General features: G+C 38.1%; 19 protein-coding genes and 1 pseudogene. 11 read left to right on the top strand and 9 right to left on the bottom strand.

Going from position 1 to position 15,283, the window contains the following annotated elements:
• Nucleotides 1-49 precede the first annotated feature (49 nt).
• The 4 genes from CFPU101_RS23380 to CFPU101_RS23395 form a co-directional block, all read right to left on the bottom strand.
• The gene (locus tag CFPU101_RS23380) at nt 50-217 is read right to left on the bottom strand and encodes a hypothetical protein (protein ID WP_206818065.1); all 168 of its coding nucleotides are present in this window, start codon (nt 215-217) and stop codon (nt 50-52) included.
• A 45-nt stretch (nt 218-262) separates the two neighbouring features.
• Complete coding sequence (locus tag CFPU101_RS23385; RefSeq protein WP_206818037.1) at nt 263-427, bottom strand: hypothetical protein; 165 nt, start codon at nt 425-427, stop codon at nt 263-265.
• Nucleotides 428-429: 2 nt separating this feature from the next.
• Nucleotides 430-624, bottom strand: coding sequence for a hypothetical protein (locus CFPU101_RS23390; protein WP_206818039.1), 195 nt, complete (start codon nt 622-624; stop codon nt 430-432).
• Between the two features lie 83 nt (nt 625-707).
• Nucleotides 708-3,791, bottom strand: coding sequence for an efflux RND transporter permease subunit (locus CFPU101_RS23395; protein WP_206818040.1), 3,084 nt, complete (start codon nt 3,789-3,791; stop codon nt 708-710).
• Nucleotides 3,792-3,956: 165 nt separating this feature from the next.
• Between CFPU101_RS23395 and ahcY the strand changes: the two genes are divergently transcribed.
• Nucleotides 3,957-5,234: an adenosylhomocysteinase gene (gene ahcY, locus CFPU101_RS23400; RefSeq protein ID WP_206818041.1), complete on the top strand. Its 1,278-nt coding sequence runs from the start codon at nt 3,957-3,959 to the stop codon at nt 5,232-5,234.
• Between the two features lie 86 nt (nt 5,235-5,320).
• On the opposite strand, the gene CFPU101_RS23405 is transcribed toward ahcY, so the two are convergent.
• Nucleotides 5,321-5,737, bottom strand: coding sequence for a DUF3574 domain-containing protein (locus CFPU101_RS23405; protein ID WP_206818042.1), 417 nt, complete (start codon nt 5,735-5,737; stop codon nt 5,321-5,323).
• Nucleotides 5,738-6,063: 326 nt separating this feature from the next.
• Between CFPU101_RS23405 and CFPU101_RS23410 the strand changes: the two genes are divergently transcribed.
• From CFPU101_RS23410 to CFPU101_RS23425, 4 genes are all read left to right on the top strand, one after another.
• Nucleotides 6,064-6,339, top strand: a complete 276-nt coding sequence (locus CFPU101_RS23410; protein WP_206818043.1) for a hypothetical protein — start codon at nt 6,064-6,066, stop codon at nt 6,337-6,339.
• Between the two features lie 104 nt (nt 6,340-6,443).
• Nucleotides 6,444-7,025 carry a Uma2 family endonuclease gene (locus tag CFPU101_RS23415; protein WP_206818044.1) on the top strand — a complete coding sequence of 194 codons (582 nt, stop codon included), beginning with the start codon at nt 6,444-6,446 and terminating at the stop codon, nt 7,023-7,025.
• A 76-nt stretch (nt 7,026-7,101) separates the two neighbouring features.
• Nucleotides 7,102-7,725, top strand: coding sequence for an exopolysaccharide biosynthesis protein (locus tag CFPU101_RS23420; protein WP_206818045.1), 624 nt, complete (start codon nt 7,102-7,104; stop codon nt 7,723-7,725).
• A complete protein-coding gene (locus CFPU101_RS23425) occupies nt 7,725-7,892 on the top strand; it encodes a hypothetical protein (RefSeq protein ID WP_206818046.1) in 168 nt (55 codons plus the stop codon). Before CFPU101_RS23420 ends, CFPU101_RS23425 begins: the two co-directional genes overlap by 1 nt.
• Here CFPU101_RS23425 and CFPU101_RS23430 read toward each other — a convergent pair whose 3' ends face one another.
• Nucleotides 7,893-9,176, bottom strand: coding sequence for a TldD/PmbA family protein (locus tag CFPU101_RS23430; RefSeq protein ID WP_206818048.1), 1,284 nt, complete (start codon nt 9,174-9,176; stop codon nt 7,893-7,895). It abuts the gene before it with no gap.
• A 59-nt stretch (nt 9,177-9,235) separates the two neighbouring features.
• On the opposite strand from CFPU101_RS23430, the gene CFPU101_RS23435 reads away from it, so the two are divergent.
• From CFPU101_RS23435 to murJ, 6 genes and pseudogenes are all read left to right on the top strand, one after another.
• Nucleotides 9,236-9,808, top strand: a complete 573-nt coding sequence (locus tag CFPU101_RS23435) for a DUF1802 family protein (RefSeq protein WP_206818049.1) — start codon at nt 9,236-9,238, stop codon at nt 9,806-9,808.
• 66 nt (nt 9,809-9,874) lie between these two features.
• The gene (locus tag CFPU101_RS23440; RefSeq protein ID WP_206818051.1) at nt 9,875-10,090 is read left to right on the top strand and encodes a DUF433 domain-containing protein; all 216 of its coding nucleotides are present in this window, start codon (nt 9,875-9,877) and stop codon (nt 10,088-10,090) included.
• A gap of 35 nt (nt 10,091-10,125) precedes the next feature.
• A pseudogene (locus CFPU101_RS23445) lies at nt 10,126-10,419 on the top strand (DUF5615 family PIN-like protein); the annotation flags it as partial.
• 48 nt (nt 10,420-10,467) lie between these two features.
• Nucleotides 10,468-10,692: a ferredoxin family protein gene (locus CFPU101_RS23450; RefSeq protein WP_206818053.1), complete on the top strand. Its 225-nt coding sequence runs from the start codon at nt 10,468-10,470 to the stop codon at nt 10,690-10,692.
• A gap of 3 nt (nt 10,693-10,695) precedes the next feature.
• Complete coding sequence (locus tag CFPU101_RS23455; RefSeq protein ID WP_206818055.1) at nt 10,696-11,439, top strand: ABC transporter ATP-binding protein; 744 nt, start codon at nt 10,696-10,698, stop codon at nt 11,437-11,439.
• Nucleotides 11,440-11,607: 168 nt separating this feature from the next.
• Nucleotides 11,608-13,206, top strand: a complete 1,599-nt coding sequence (gene murJ / locus CFPU101_RS23460) for a murein biosynthesis integral membrane protein MurJ (RefSeq protein WP_206818057.1) — start codon at nt 11,608-11,610, stop codon at nt 13,204-13,206.
• Here the strand turns inward: murJ and CFPU101_RS23465 are convergent.
• The 3 genes from CFPU101_RS23465 to cpcA form a co-directional block, all read right to left on the bottom strand.
• Complete coding sequence (locus CFPU101_RS23465; protein ID WP_206818059.1) at nt 13,184-13,369, bottom strand: hypothetical protein; 186 nt, start codon at nt 13,367-13,369, stop codon at nt 13,184-13,186. The genes murJ and CFPU101_RS23465 overlap by 23 nt on opposite strands.
• Nucleotides 13,366-14,445: an acyl-CoA dehydrogenase family protein gene (locus tag CFPU101_RS23470; protein WP_206818061.1), complete on the bottom strand. Its 1,080-nt coding sequence runs from the start codon at nt 14,443-14,445 to the stop codon at nt 13,366-13,368. Before CFPU101_RS23470 ends, CFPU101_RS23465 begins: the two co-directional genes overlap by 4 nt.
• Before the next feature lie 158 nt (nt 14,446-14,603).
• Nucleotides 14,604-15,077, bottom strand: coding sequence for a phycocyanin subunit alpha (cpcA, locus tag CFPU101_RS23475; RefSeq protein WP_206818063.1), 474 nt, complete (start codon nt 15,075-15,077; stop codon nt 14,604-14,606).
• Nucleotides 15,078-15,283: the final 206 nt, after the last annotated feature.

Raw genomic sequence — 15,283 nt, forward strand, 5'->3', positions numbered from 1 at the left:
TTGAACTGTTGAGAAAAGGGTGACGTGTGGCCCACCCGTATCGATGTGATTAGTTTTCGTTCTGTTGCCCAAAAAGATGTTCTAAGATTCTCACAACCTCAGTCCGAATCCCCGCTACTTCAGTACGGAAAAATTCTCGGTCTGCTTCAGCTTGAGTGACAAATTGATTTAACCTTTCTTCTAAGCGTTTGATATTTAAGATTCCATCAAGAAGCACTCCTGAAATACGGGGTGCTTTTTGTTTTTGGGTTTGATGAAAAGTTTAATTCTTTTCTATTTCTGTTAGACAGTTTTTATATTTGAGGGCAAATTTTTCGGCTAACTCACAAAGTTTTTTGGCTTGCTGTTCAGTTTCCTTCGCTAATTCAAGACTATTTGTCAATTTAGCGAGTTGGTCTATATTAGGAATTGTTCTTTTTTCGCTCATTATTAATACTCTAATCGGTTTTTAAGTGTCTTGACGTTTATTCTAGCTTCTAAAACCTGACCTAGTATCATTCCTAAATCTTCTCCTGTTTCTTGAATGATTTCTAAAGGTAGATCTGTCGCGCCTAGTTGTTCAAGAGTTGTTTCTAGATCAACAATTTGACACTTGAATTTATCATTTTTTTTTAGTATCCGCATTTTTATAGACAATAGTAGTAAAGGTTTTTATCGGGTCAATCAAAACTGTTTTGGATATTTACTATACAGCACTTTTGCTCAAACTATTTTCTAGAAAACAAAATATAAAAACAGGGAATAATAAAAAGAGTTAGCAGAGTAGCTAGAGATAAACCTGAAAAAACAACAATTCCTAACGGTTGTAAAAATTCTGCGCCAGTACCAACTCCTAAAGCAAATGGGAAAAAACCGAGTACAGTGGTAATTGTTGTAATTAAGATCGGTCGTAATCTTTGAGATGCAGCTTTTAGGATAGCTGTGCGACGGCTTAAATCGTATTTTTCTTTAAGTTGATTGGCAAGTTCTACCATAATAATCGCACTATTCACGACATTTCCCACTAATAAAACTGCACCAACAACGACCATTGCACTTAAGGGTGTTTGAGTAAAATATAAACCCCAAATCCCACCAGCCAGGGCTAGAGGAACTGTTAGGATAATGATGAGAGGATCGAGGAGTGAATTGTATTGAACTGCCATAACGACAAACACAAGAAAAATAGCTAATCCTCCAAGTAGTTGAAATGAAGATTGTAACTGGCGAGTTGATTCAGTTGTCGAACTAGGGAGAAGGGTTACACCTTCAGGCAAATCGATTTTTGAGAGAACTTGTTCAACTTGATTAGAAGCTTCACTCAATTTAGCACCTTCTGCTAAGTTACCAGCGATAATAAAGACTTGACGCTGATTAATACGCTGAATTGAGCCAGGGCTTTTCCCGATTTTAAGTGTTGCAATATCTTGTAGCCGTAGAGGAGAATTATTAGTTGTAAAAAGGGGAATTTCGGCAAGTTGATTAATATTTTTTCTGTATTGTTCTTGCAGTTGAACTCGAATATCTACTAAGCGATCGCCACGTTGTAATTCTGTCGGAACGATGCCCTCTATAGCAGTTTGAATCGTTTCACCGATGTCTCTTGCTGATAATCCTAATGTTTCTAAACGTGTCCAATCAGGCTGGATTTGAATTTCGCTTTGTTCAGGGTCAGCGTTCGGGCGAAAACGAGCTAGTGTAACTTCCTCATCCAAAGTTTTTAATAAATTTTGTCCAAATTGATCTAATAATTCTTGATCTTGACTTTGTAACATTAAATCAATTTCAGAACCATTGACGGGAGAATTATTAACGATAATTCCTCGAACTTGACCTGGAGATAATCTAACCCGTGTATCTACTAAATTAAGTTTATTTAATTCAGCATTGACTTTTTCGATATATTGTTCTATATTTGTCCCTTCTTGGAGAGTAATGGTACTGTTTCCCCTTAATAAGTTTTCGCTGGTGTTGCTACCAAATAATGAACCTCCACTGGTCGTAAAAGCATATTGTGTTTCAGGTTGCTTTAAAAAAACTTGATCAATTGCTTGCATTACTTTTTGATTATCATTTAAAGTTATTCCAGGCGAAAACTGAACATTAAGATTAGCTTGACCCGTATTAATTCTTGGAATAATTTCTTGAGCAATTTGTGGAGCCATCCAAAGACTACTACCTCCCAATAAAAGGAAAGTCAAAACGAGAGTCAGCCAACGATATTTTAAAACAGTAGCTAAAAAATTTGTATAACTTTGCTCTAAACCTTCTAACTTTTGTTTAAATTGCTTCATTAGCCCAAGTTTAGAAACTCCACTCGATGTTTTTATGGCAAATAATCGAGAAGTCAGCATTGGAACAACAGTTAAAGCACATAGAAGAGAGGCGGCAACAGCGAAGCTAATTGTTAAAATAATTTCATTAAATAAAAGTGCGAAAAAGCCACCTAATAGTAAAAATGGAGCAACAGAAACTAAATTAGTTGCTGTAGAGGCGGCTAAAGCTGATTCAACTTCTTGACTACTTTCTTCAGTGACTTTTATGACATTTTCGTTTTCTCGGTTTTCTAAATGAACGGCAATATTTTCTAGCATTACCGTTGAGTTATCGACGACGATTCCCACACCAAAAGCCAATCCACCTAAGCTAAAGACATTTAAGGATAAACCAAAAAGCTTCATCAAAATAATTGCTGCTAAAGAAGCCAGGGGAATCGCTATTAAAATAATTAATGTTTGTCGGACAGACCCCAAAAAGAAGAAAACAGTTAAACCCGTTAAAACAGCACCAGTGTAACCTGTAGAAACGACATTACTGATAGCATTACGGATAAAAACAGATTCATCTGTTGTGGCAACAAATTCAACATTTTCAGGTATCAACCCTCTAGAGCGTAACTCAGCAAGACGTTGTTTGACACCATCGACAACCGTAATCGTATTCGCGTCGGGTTGTTTACGAATACTAACTTTAACCGCAGGTTCACCATTAAGAGTAACAAAAATTCTTTGTTCTTCCGAGCTATCAGTAATATTAGCAACATCTTTTAAATAGATGCGCTCCGAGTTAATATTTAAAGCTAAATTCTCGATTTCTGAGACACTTTGAAATTTTCCTTTCGTTCGTGTTAAAGGTTCTTCGGCATCCCCGCTTAAACGTCCACCCGCAGTATCTACATTTCTATCTTCTAATGCGGTTAAAACCTGATTTAAACCAATCCCCACCGCTTGCAGACGTTGTAAATCAAGATTAACTTGAACCTCCTCATTTACCCCACCTGAAACATCTACTGCGGCAATACCTGAAACAACACTTAATTCGCGGTTTAACTCTTCCTCAGCAAAAATTCGTAAGGCTAGAGGGTCTAGTACAGATGACCTTAAAGCAAATTCATAAACAGGTAGCTGAGAAGGATCGACTTTGAATAAACGTGGTTCTTCTATAATATCGGGTAACGTCGATCGCGCTCTACTCAAACTAGCAGTCGCTTCATTAAGAGCTTGATCTACATTTTCTCCGACCTCAAAGAAAAGATTAAGACTAATCTGACCTTCACGAGTTTCTGAATATATTTGTACCACTCCTTCAGTAGCACTCATTGCTTCTTCCAGAGGTTTCGTAATTTCTTCGATGGCGACTTCTGGAGAAACACCAGGTGCATCGACTCTTAAACCAATACGGGGATAAGTAATAGACGGTAGAAGATCTACTTGAAGACGAAAAATAAAGAAAACCCCTAGAACAACCAACGCCAAGGTTAGCATCAAAGTTCCGATATGATTCCGAATAGCGAGTCTGCTAAAAGATGGCATGGTTTTTTTGGCTTACTATCTTCACATTAAGATAACAAAAGTTAATCTTTAGACTCTCTATCCTGAGTAAAGGCTCAAATAAACAAGATAACTACTTCTAAAATCTCAAAGAAGATGTTAAGTTAAGTTAACTCTATATTGACCCTTAAACAAGGATACGTTTTTATGACAGTTACGCCTATTAAACAAAAATACGACATCAAAGATATTTCCTTAGCGTCTGTTGGTCAACAAAGAATTGACTGGGCAGCCAGAGAAATGCCCGTCCTTCGCCAAATTACCGAACGGTTTGCTCAAGAAAAACCTTTTGCAGGTCTTCGTCTTGTTGCTTGCTGTCACGTCACTACAGAAACCGCTAACTTAGCTATTGCTTTAAAAGCAGGTGGTGCAGATGCAGTTCTTATCGCCAGCAACCCCCTATCGACTCAAGATGATGTTGCAGCTTGTTTAGTGGCTAACTACGGAATTCCTGTTTTTGCAATTAAAGGTGAAGACAACGACACCTATCATCGTCACGTTCAAACTGCACTTGACCACAAACCGAATATTATTATTGATGATGGCTGTGATGTTGTTGCAACTCTAGTTAAAGAACGTAAACATCAACTGAGCGACATTATTGGTACCACTGAGGAAACTACGACAGGAATTGTTCGTTTACAGGCAATGCTTAAAGATGGCGTTCTCAGTTTCCCTGCTATCAACGTTAACGATGCTGAAACTAAACATTTCTTCGATAACCGCTATGGTACAGGTCAATCTACTTTAGATGGTATCATTCGTGCGACCAACGTTCTATTAGCAGGTAAAACCGTTGTTGTTGCGGGTTACGGTTGGTGTGGTAAAGGTGTGGCGATGCGCTCTCGTGGACTCGGTTCTAACGTAATTGTAACCGAAATTAACCCCGTAAGAGCGATCGAAGCGGCGATGGATGGTTTCCGCGTCATGCCAATGTCTGAAGCTGCATCCCAAGGCGATGTTTTTGTTACTGTCACTGGTAGTATGCACGTTATCCGCGCTGAACATTTTGAGATGATGAAAGATGGCGCAATGGTGTGTAATTCAGGTCACTTTGATATTGAAATTGACCTTAAATCATTGGGTGCAAAAGCAACTGAAGTCAAAGATGTTCGCAACTTTACTCAACAATATAAACTAAAGAATGGTAAATCGGTTGTTGTTTTAGGTGAAGGTCGTCTGGTGAACCTTGCTGCTGCTGAAGGACATCCTAGCGCGGTTATGGATATGAGTTTTGCTAACCAAGCATTAGGATGTGAATATTTAGTCAAAAACAAAGGTCAACTTGCTCCTGGTATTTATTCTATCCCCGAAGAACTTGACCAAGATATCGCGGCTCTAAAATTAAAAGCAATGGGTATTTCCATTGATAGCCTCACCGATGAACAAATTAACTACATCAATTCTTGGACAACTGGCACATAATATCAATTAATCGATAGAATTAAATTAGGGTGGGCTAATGCTCACCTTTTTTATTGATTTGAAATGGAGTCGAAACGTACCTGCATTTAAAACTCAGCTTGTACTGGAGTAGTAACTTTTAAAACGGATTCCTGTTGAAAAGTCTCTTTAAATAATTTGATGATTTCTTGTATTTTTTGCTCGTTCAACGGTTGTTTTAAAAGTATGATGACAATTTTTGTTCTTTCTTTTAAGAGTAAACCCGAAGAATGCAAATACTGACCATAACTATCTACTACCGTTAGTCCCTCTGGAAAACGTGGCGTAATTTCTTGATTAAAAAACTGTTGCCATTCTTGCTCATTAATTTCCCTTGTTGTTGATGATAAACCAAAGTAAAGCTCTACTTTAATCCATTCTTGTTTTTGAGTGTTTAATACTTGTTGACCCCTAGCTGGAGAAATCTGTAAAAAATGAGTAGGTGATAGAGGACTAAGCAAAGAAAAGCACAGAATAAGAGGCACAGAGTAAGTTTTCAAGTTTTGACCTCAGAATTTTTTTTGCAATTATGTTTTATTTTTATATAAAAATTTAATTGACTAATCTAACATTTAATTCTTCTTTAGAGCATTTTAAATCAGATATAAATTGATTTATATAAGCATAAAATTTCTGATTATGCTGTTAAATAAATACTCTAAGTTCCTACCTACAGATTGAATACATACATAGTGAATCTCTCTTAAGAAACAGGTCTTAAATCATAAAACCTCATTAGAATACTAACAGATTTAAGCTCATGATTTGACAAAAGGATGCTTAATTATTGATTCTTGTGGATGATTTAACAATGGACAATACTCTGTTTGATAAAACTTTTCGAGATGACGAGGGTAATATTGTAATTGCTCAGAAGCCCAATTTGCCTATTTTGCTTTGGCTGGGAGCAACTTTACTAAAATTCATAGTTCCCGAAGGCAATCTTTATCTAATTTTAGACACGTTGGCTCTGGGTAGCTTATTCACTTGGGCATGGCTAGAACTGTTTCAGGGGGTAAACTACTTCCGACGCTTTCTAGGTTTAGTCGTGTTGCTAGTAATCTTTGCCTCAAGACTCCAAGCGTAAGATAGGCTGGATTTGACTGGAACATTAGGTACATATTATCGATCAATCGATAGAATTAAATTAGGGTGGGCTAAGGCTCACCTTTCTATTTAAGGCAAAAATATATGCAAGCATCCGAAAAGCTTTTAAAAAAAACAAATTATACTCCCGAAGAATATCTAGAATTAGAAGTTGCTTCAGATGAACGTCATCACTATATCGATGGACAAATTATTCTTATGCCAGGTGGAACCCCCAATCATAATAAAATTACTGGTAATTTATTTTCAGAATTGCATTCTGCTTTAAAACGAAAGCCCTATGAAGTTTTTGTAACTGATGTGCGGGTTTGGATATCTGAAAAACGTATTTATACTTATCCTGATGTAATGGTGGTTGCAGGTGAGGTAGAATTAGCTCAAGGAAGAAAAGATACTATTACTAATCCTTTGCTTGTTGCTGAAGTTTTATCTAAATCGACTCGTAGCTTTGATAAAGATGAAAAATTTAAGGCTTATCGAACTATTCCCACTTTTAAAGAATATCTGCTAATAGAGCAATCTATGATGTTAGTTGAGCAATATTATCAAACTAATGTTAATGAATGGGTTTTTAAAGAGTATATAAATGAGGATGAAATTTTATTGTTACATACAGTTGATTTCCAAATTTCGCTAACTGACTTGTATGATAAAGTAGGCTTCTGAAGTCAATTAAGTAATTTTTAATAAAATATGCTATAGTGTTTCAAAATTTGTTAGATTAAATGTCTTTTAAATTAAAATGTCTAAACTATCTACCGAACTCGAAACATATTTTTTTGAAGAACAACGAAACTCAGCAATTCAATTAGAAGATATTCTAACTTTAGCAGGTGAAAGAATTTTTGGCTTTTTATTTGTGATTCTTGCACTTCCCTCTGCTTTACCCCTTCCCGCACCAGGTTACTCGACTCCTTTCGGTATTTTAATAGCCATTCTGGGATTGCAAATGATAACTGGTGCAAAAACGCCTTGGTTTCCAGAGAAAATGAGAAAAGGGTCTATGAAATTAGAATTGGTGCAAAAGTTCGTCAGAATGGGAATTCCTTGGTTAAAACGAATTGAAGCGATCGCACGTCCTCGCATGAGTTATATTTGTACCAGTGTCACAGGTCGTGTCATTATTGGGATCGCTATCACCTTAATGGGTATTTCCATGATTATCCCCATTCCAGGTACGAATACTTTTCCCGCGATGGGAATTTTTGTAACAGCCTTTGGTTTACAGGAAGATGACGGATTTATTAGCTTAATTGGCTTAATAATGTGCGTTTTAGCTGGTATCCTTTCAACTTCTATTATTATCGCTGTTATTTGGGGTGGCTCCAGTTTACTTGATCTTCTGAAACAATCTTTGGGACGTTAATGAGTAAGCCAAAAGCTTGTGAAAATTATCAAGTATTTGTTACAATTCGTTACCGTATTCAACATGATGATAGTGGAAAATGGTGGTTAGTTTGCCCTTCGTGTTGGGAGGTTTTGGCGAAAGATAACCCTCATTATCGTTATGGTGGCACATGGAAAGCCAAATAATTAACCAACTACAGATAAACCATCTACGATGATAGACGGAGTGTAACACGAACCATTCCAAGTACGATCGCTTCCCAATGCGATGATTTGTTTAAGTGCCGTATAAACATTCCCTGCAACCATCGTATCTTTAACTCGTCCCGTAATCTTTCCCTTTTCGACACGATACCCTAAATCTATATTGATCGAAAAATCTCCAGAAATATCAGGCTCACCACCTAAAATCTGATCAATAATAATGCCATGATCGATTTGCTCGATCAAATCTTCTAAAGTTCCCGAACCTGGTTCAATAATCAGATTAACTAAATCTGGAGTTGGATATCTTCCTAAACCAGGACGAAAACCATTCCCTGTCGTTTCGGTATTTAAAGATCTAGCCGTTGTCCGATCGCAGTAAAATTGTCTAATACGTCCTTTTTCGATTAAAGATAAAAACTGTGTCAGTGTACCCTCATCATCAAAAGGATAATCATAAGGCGATAATAAGGGTTGTTGCGACAGTGTAATCAAATCCGATAAAACCACCTCACCTAGCTTATCACTCCAAGGGGAAGACTTTTCTAGAACTAATTTTCCATTAAGTGCCGATGCAACCGTACCCCATAACGTTGTTGCTGCATTCGTTGTAAACAAAACAGGAACTTTCCCCGTCGGAGAAGTTACATTAAATTTAGCCCATTGTAAACGCTGTAATAACTGTTGAATCGTTGCATGGGGATTAATTTCTCCTCTAGTATATTCTCCATCATATACCCCTAAAAAATCTTCACCTCTCACCCATTCCACACCCAAATAGTAGCTCACTGAGGTATCCGTATACTCACAATGTAATCCTTGAGAATTAACTAAAAGTGTTGTTTCTACTTCACTATCGAATTGAGCATTACAGATAACATCAGGATACGCATCTCGAATTTGTGTAATTGCATCCTTTCCTAATTCCACTAATGTTTCCGTAGCGATAGACTCACCCACATTGGGACGAATATCAGTACGAGCATCTGCTAAATCTATGGTTTCTCTTGGGTTAAGATCTGAAAGTGCGATCGCTTTTTCGACTAATATTTGAGGTTCCACATCACCATAAGCAACCGCTAACCCTGGGCAATTATCTTTCCATAATCTTAATGCAGTTCCCTCCGCTTCAGCACTTTCTAGCTGCTTGAGACGGTTTGCTTCAAAAAAAACAGGACGAGACAAAGAACGAGACTGATATACTTCAGCATGAGACGCACCTGATTTTATCGCTAAGTCTATCAGTTGTTGCGGATCTAGGGTCATGGTGGTTTAGACAAGATTAAAAGAGCTATCCTTTGATCATAAGCTTTGGAATTCAATCTATGCAAACCACGATTACGACTCTAACCCACGCACTCAAAGAATGGGATACCGCAATTACAGCATTAGAAAAGGGTAAAACAATACTCTTACTGCGTAAAGGTGGAATTAAAGAAGAAAAAGGCAAATTTAGTGTTAAATACGAACAAGTATTACTGTATCCCACCTACGAACATCAAAAACCAGAATTACTTAAACCCCAATATGCAGCAAACGTGACTCCTGTTAATCCAGGTTGGCATCCTGAAACCATTAAAATTAGTAGTTGGGCGCAAATTACCGATATATTAACCGTAACTGAAGAAGAAACCGTTACTCGTCTTCTTCCCTATCATATCTGGAATGAGAAATTAGTGAGCGATCGTTTAAACTGGAAACCGAAACAACCTTTACATTTACTGTTATTGCGAGTTTATTTATTACCCGAACCCTTATCCATTTTCTATGATGCTACATATGGGGGGTGTCAGTCTTGGATTGATTTATTAGAACCTATTTCTTTAGATTTAAGTACTGCAGTACTCACAGACAAGGAATATCAAGAAAAGGTCAAGGAAATTTATTCATTGGGCTAAGGATCACTTAGTTACAGCGAAACAAGTGTTATCGTGAAAGAATATATTTTGTAGTCTGCCAAAAATATGTCTATTTTCACACTTGAATCAGGAAAACGAGGGGGAAAACCTTGTATTAGAGGAATGCGAATTACAGTTTATGATGTATTGTCTTACCTCGCTTCTGGAATGACCTATCAGGAAATATTAGAAGATTTTCCTTATTTAACTCAAGAAGATATATTAGCTTGTCTTAGTTACGCTGCTCAACGAGAACAGCAAATATTGATTGTTGAGACATGAAGCTATTATTCGATCAAAATTGATCACCTCGTTTAGTTTTCCGTTTAGCCAATAGTTTTCTCAATAGTAATCATGTAGATAATCTTGGATTAGGATCGGCTGATGATCTTCAAGTATGGCAGTATGCCACGAATCATGGGTATATTATTGTTACTAAGGATTCTGATTTTAATGAAATCTCTCTGATTAGAGGTTTTCCCCCAAAAATCATCTGGATTCGTCTGGGAAATTGTACAACTAATGCTACTGAAACATTACTACGCAATAATTTAGAAGCAATTGAAAACTTGAATAATGATCCACGATTAGGAATTCTCATCTTAGCCTAAAATAATCTAAGATCGAAACCATGAGCCGATTAAAAAGAGAGGAAACACTTGCCACATACTATTGTTACCGAAACCTGTGAAGGGGTTGCAGACTGCGTTGATGCTTGTCCAGTTGCTTGTATTCATCCAGGCCCTGGTAAAAACGGGAAAGGAACTGACTGGTACTGGATTGATTTTGCGACTTGTATTGATTGCGGGATTTGTTTCCAAGTTTGTCCCGTAGAAGGAGCAATTGTCCAAGAAGAACGTCCAGATTTACAAAAAACGCCCTAACGAATGACTGATTTACTCGTAGTAGAAGACGTTTATGCTGGTTATGTGCAGGATTTAAACATTCTGCAAGGGATCAATTTTCGCATTGCACCAGGGGAATTAGTTGCGGTAATTGGCCCCAATGGTGCAGGAAAATCAACCCTCGCTAAGACGATTTTTGGCTTATTAAATCCAAATCAAGGTAAAATTCGGTTTAAAGGGCGAGAAATTAACGGTTTAAAGTCAAATCAGATTGTTACTTTAGGAATGGGTTATGTTCCACAAATTACTAATGTCTTTGGAACCCTTACTATCGAAGAAAATCTAGAGATGGGTGCATTTATCCGTAAAGGTTCACTTGCTACGCTCAAAGATAAAATTTTTACGATGTTTCCCCGTCTGAAAGAGCGTCGTCATCAAAAAGCGGGAACTTTATCGGGTGGGGAACGCCAAATGTTAGCAATGGGACGTGTTCTCATGCTCGATCCTGAGTTACTGATTCTCGATGAACCCTCGGCCGCTTTATCTCCGATCCTCGTCAGTAGCGTTTTTGAACAAATTAAGGCAATCAATCAAACTGGGATTGCGATTATTTTAGTTGAACAAAACGCCAAAAAAGCCCTGATGATGGCAGATCGAGGCTATGTACTAGAGAGTGGACACGATCGCTTTGAAGGGACAGGACAAGATTTATTAAACGATCCCAAGGTCGGAGAATTATACTTAGGTGCTGCTTATCACGGCAATCTATCAAACGATGAAACTTAGCATATATTTTTAAAAATGTCAATATTTTTTTAAATTAAATTTGGATTTGGGAACCAAACCCCTACAATTAAACCTCCTTATGATTGGGGTCTGGTATCCAAACCCTTCTATCATCAAAATTGACTATCTTATTGGGGTCTGGTCGCAAACCCTTTTATCATTATTAGTGTGTCTAACAGTCCTAAAAAATCTCGCTCTCTTGTCGGTATTGCTGGTATCGTTGCCCTTGCAACTCTCATCAGTAAAGTATTTGGTTTAGTTCGTGAACAGGTGGTCGCGGCTGCCTTTGGTATTGGCCCTGTAGTTAACGCTTATGCCTATGCTTATGTCATACCCGGTTTTCTTTTTATTCTCCTTGGCGGAATTAACGGGCCATTTCATAGTGCTTTAATCAGTGTACTCGCCAAACGCGATAAATCTGAAGCCGCGCCCTTGGTTGAAACTGTGACCACACTCGTCAGTATTATTTTATTAGTCGTCACCGTTCTCTTAGTAATTTTTGCACCTCAATGTATTGATTTACTCGCCCCTGGACTAGATAAAATTTCTAGGGATATCGCCGTTCAACAACTACAAATTATGGCACCTTTAGCCCTCTTATCGGGATTAATTGGGATCGGGTTTGGTACACTGAACGCATCTGATCAATATTGGTTACCAGGTATTAGTCCACTGTTTTCGAGTATTACCGTAATTATCGGGGTTGGGGCGATCGCATGGCAACTTGGAGAACAAGTCAACGCACCGCAATACTTACAGTTTGGTGGCATGATTTTAGCAGTAACAACCCTGATGGGGGCTATTTTACAATGGTTAGCTCAATTAGGGGCGCAAGCAAATGCTGGAATGGGAAAACTCCGTTTAAGGTTTGATTGGCGTATTCCAGGGGTTTCGGATGTAATGAAAGTGATGATTCCTGCGACTCTCTCATCTGGAATGTTGCAAATTAATACCTATACAGCTTTGTTTTTCGCGTCTTTTATTCCTAATGCAGCCGCATCGATGCGTTATGCCAATTTTGTGGTTTTAACGCCTCTTGGCATTATTTCTAACATGATTTTAGTGCCGCTATTTCCTGTATTTTCTCGTTTAGCCGCCCCCGAAAACTGGGTAGAATTAAAAGTTAGAATTCGTCAGGGATTATTATTAACTGCTTTGACGATGATTCCTCTAACGGCTATTTTTATCGCCTTAGCCTTTCCTATTGTACAAGTCGTTTATCAACGAGGAGCCTTTAATTTAGCCGCATCAAAAGAAGTCGTTCCAGTGATGATGGCTTATGGGTTTGGGATGTTTTTCTATTTAGCCAGAGATGTCTTAGTGAGGGTTTTTTATGCGTTAGGCGATGGAGAAACGCCGTTTAAAGTGAGTATTATCAATATTTTTCTCAATGGGGTCTTAGATTTTCTATTTTATAAACCTTTTGGTACACCTGGCTTAGTTTTTGCGACAATTATCGTTAATATTACTTCGATGCTTGCGTTTGTGTGGATATTACATCGTCGGTTACGCGGTTTACCTTTAGTCGAATGGGGCGTTATTTTATTAGCCTTAGCTGGAATTGGAATTATTTCTGGTTCAGTCAGTTGGTGGTTCAATTGGTTTTGGGAAAAAAGTATCGGTCATAGTAATTTAATATTACAACTATTGGAATTAAGCCTAGCGAGTATCGTCTGTATTGGTGTTTTTATCCTTCTCGCACTTCCTCTAAGATTACCCGAACTTAATATCTTGGTTTCTCGAATTAAAGGAAAATTAGCCAGATAAAGACTGTGAACGGAGGTAGCTTAGGTTGAAAAAGTTTAATGGGAACGAAGCGCAAACCGCTATCTTTTTCCTGACGGACTAACAATTCTTGTTGTTCTAAGATTTGGAGTATAAATCTGGCGAATTGGCGATCGCTTGCCCCCAATGAACGTTTTATAGTCATAGATGGTCTTGAAGCATCTGCATTTGGAGCTTTGCAGACTGTTTTAATTCTTGTTCTAATTGCAGTAAACTGGGTGATAGAATTGGTAAAAATGCGACTTCCCGTAAACGTCGAGCCGTACCACTGGGTTTAAAGTAAGCCGTCTGACCCTTCGCCTCTAATTCTAACCAGACAGAATCTAAAGCTAATCGAGTCAAAGCAATGTAGAGTTCACAGATCTGATTGAAGTGTAAATCATCAAAAGCTTCTAAAATTCCTAATTTCCGCACTTGGGCTTCGAGATTCAGTAAGGTAAGATGTCCATACTGTAGACGATTAATCAGTACTTCTTCATTAATACCATTGATACTTTGTAGAGTTTCTTGTAGTGATCGCCTAACCATCCCTAATGACAACCCACACTGTAGAAACAGCAATGTTGGACGAATTTGCGATACAAAAGAGTAACCCGTTTCACTGACTAACCATTGACGGGATAATTGGACTTGATTTAGATCGAGTGTACTTGTCCATGAGGCCTGTAGTCCCAAAAGTTGCAAATCTTCTCCTCGGTGTAAACCCCTAACCGATGAGGGAACAGCCATAATGATTGACTCTCCTGTAACAGTCTGAGCCGCACAAACGACAATAAAATTTTTGGGTTGTAAGTTCGATACCCAAGGTAGAAAACCTTCTAAAGTGATCGTTTCTTTTGTCAATGATGATTTAATTGAAAGTGGCTCGGTACCTAAAATTAATCCTGTAGCCCCAGAGCAGTCAGCTTGTAGCAGTTCGGGTAAAGTGCGTTCCTGTAACCAACGGTTAGAACTGACTACTAAACATTCAATCATGGCACGTTGGCACCAAAAAATATAACCACTGGTCAGACATTGTTCTGAGACTGTAGCTATAGCTTCGACTGCATCGATCAGTTTACCCCCCACACCCCCTAGTCTTTCGGGAACACCGTAACCTAACCATTTAAACTCTGAGAGTTGTTTCAGTGATTCACAGACGCTAGATCCAGCTATTCCATCATTCAGCCATCCTGCACGTTCAGAGAGCGATAGTTCTAAATTTTTCTGCTGATTAATCATTCTATTTCTTCCTTAAGTCAAAGCTTCTGAACTAAAAAACGATTGTGTAGTAAGTGAAATAGCGATCATAATTTTGACCTGCTCTTGGCCATTTCTGGCTCACTACACAAAAGCTTATGGCAACCTTATAATCAATTCAATCAAGTAAGAGAGATTAGTTAACTGAGCGCATTGACTACATAATCGATGTAGGAGTTTAACTCAACCGCAGCATCGCCCGATAACCCATGATTCGCTTTGATGTATTTCAAGGCTTCAATATACCAGCTTGGCGATAGTTCAAACGCACTATTAATTTCATCTAGACCTGCAACAAGATAATCATCAATTGGCCCTGTACCACCGACGACCAGCGCATAAGTAATAATGCGGAGATAATAGCCAATGTCACGTACACATTTGTCTTTCCCACGTTGGTCAGCAGCGTAGTTCGGCCCCTGTAACTGTGTGGTATAAGGAAATTTTTGATAGACAGCATTAGCGGCACCTTCGGATAAGCTTTGTGCTTTGCCTGTTAGTGATTTAACGGCTTCTAAGGTAGCGTTCGCTTGACGAAAACGTCCGAAAGCAACTTGAAGTTCTGTACTGCTTAAAAAGCGGCCTTGAGAGTCAGCAGAGGTAATACCAATTATTGAAAAATAGGCTACAGATAGGTTAAACTCATCAAAGAAATGAGGACAAAAAGGACAAACCAATGGCAGGAGTCTACAAAATTGAAATTGCAGCAGTCTTGTTTTTCTATATGCTTATTCATCAGTCAATATGCAAAATACCTATAATCCTTTATTTTATAGATTATTAATTTATTTAGTACCAATTTTTCTAACAATCTGGTGTT

The organism is Chroococcus sp. FPU101 (genome assembly GCF_017312365.1).
Classification (GTDB): Bacteria; Cyanobacteriota; Cyanobacteriia; order Cyanobacteriales; family Microcystaceae; genus Chroococcus.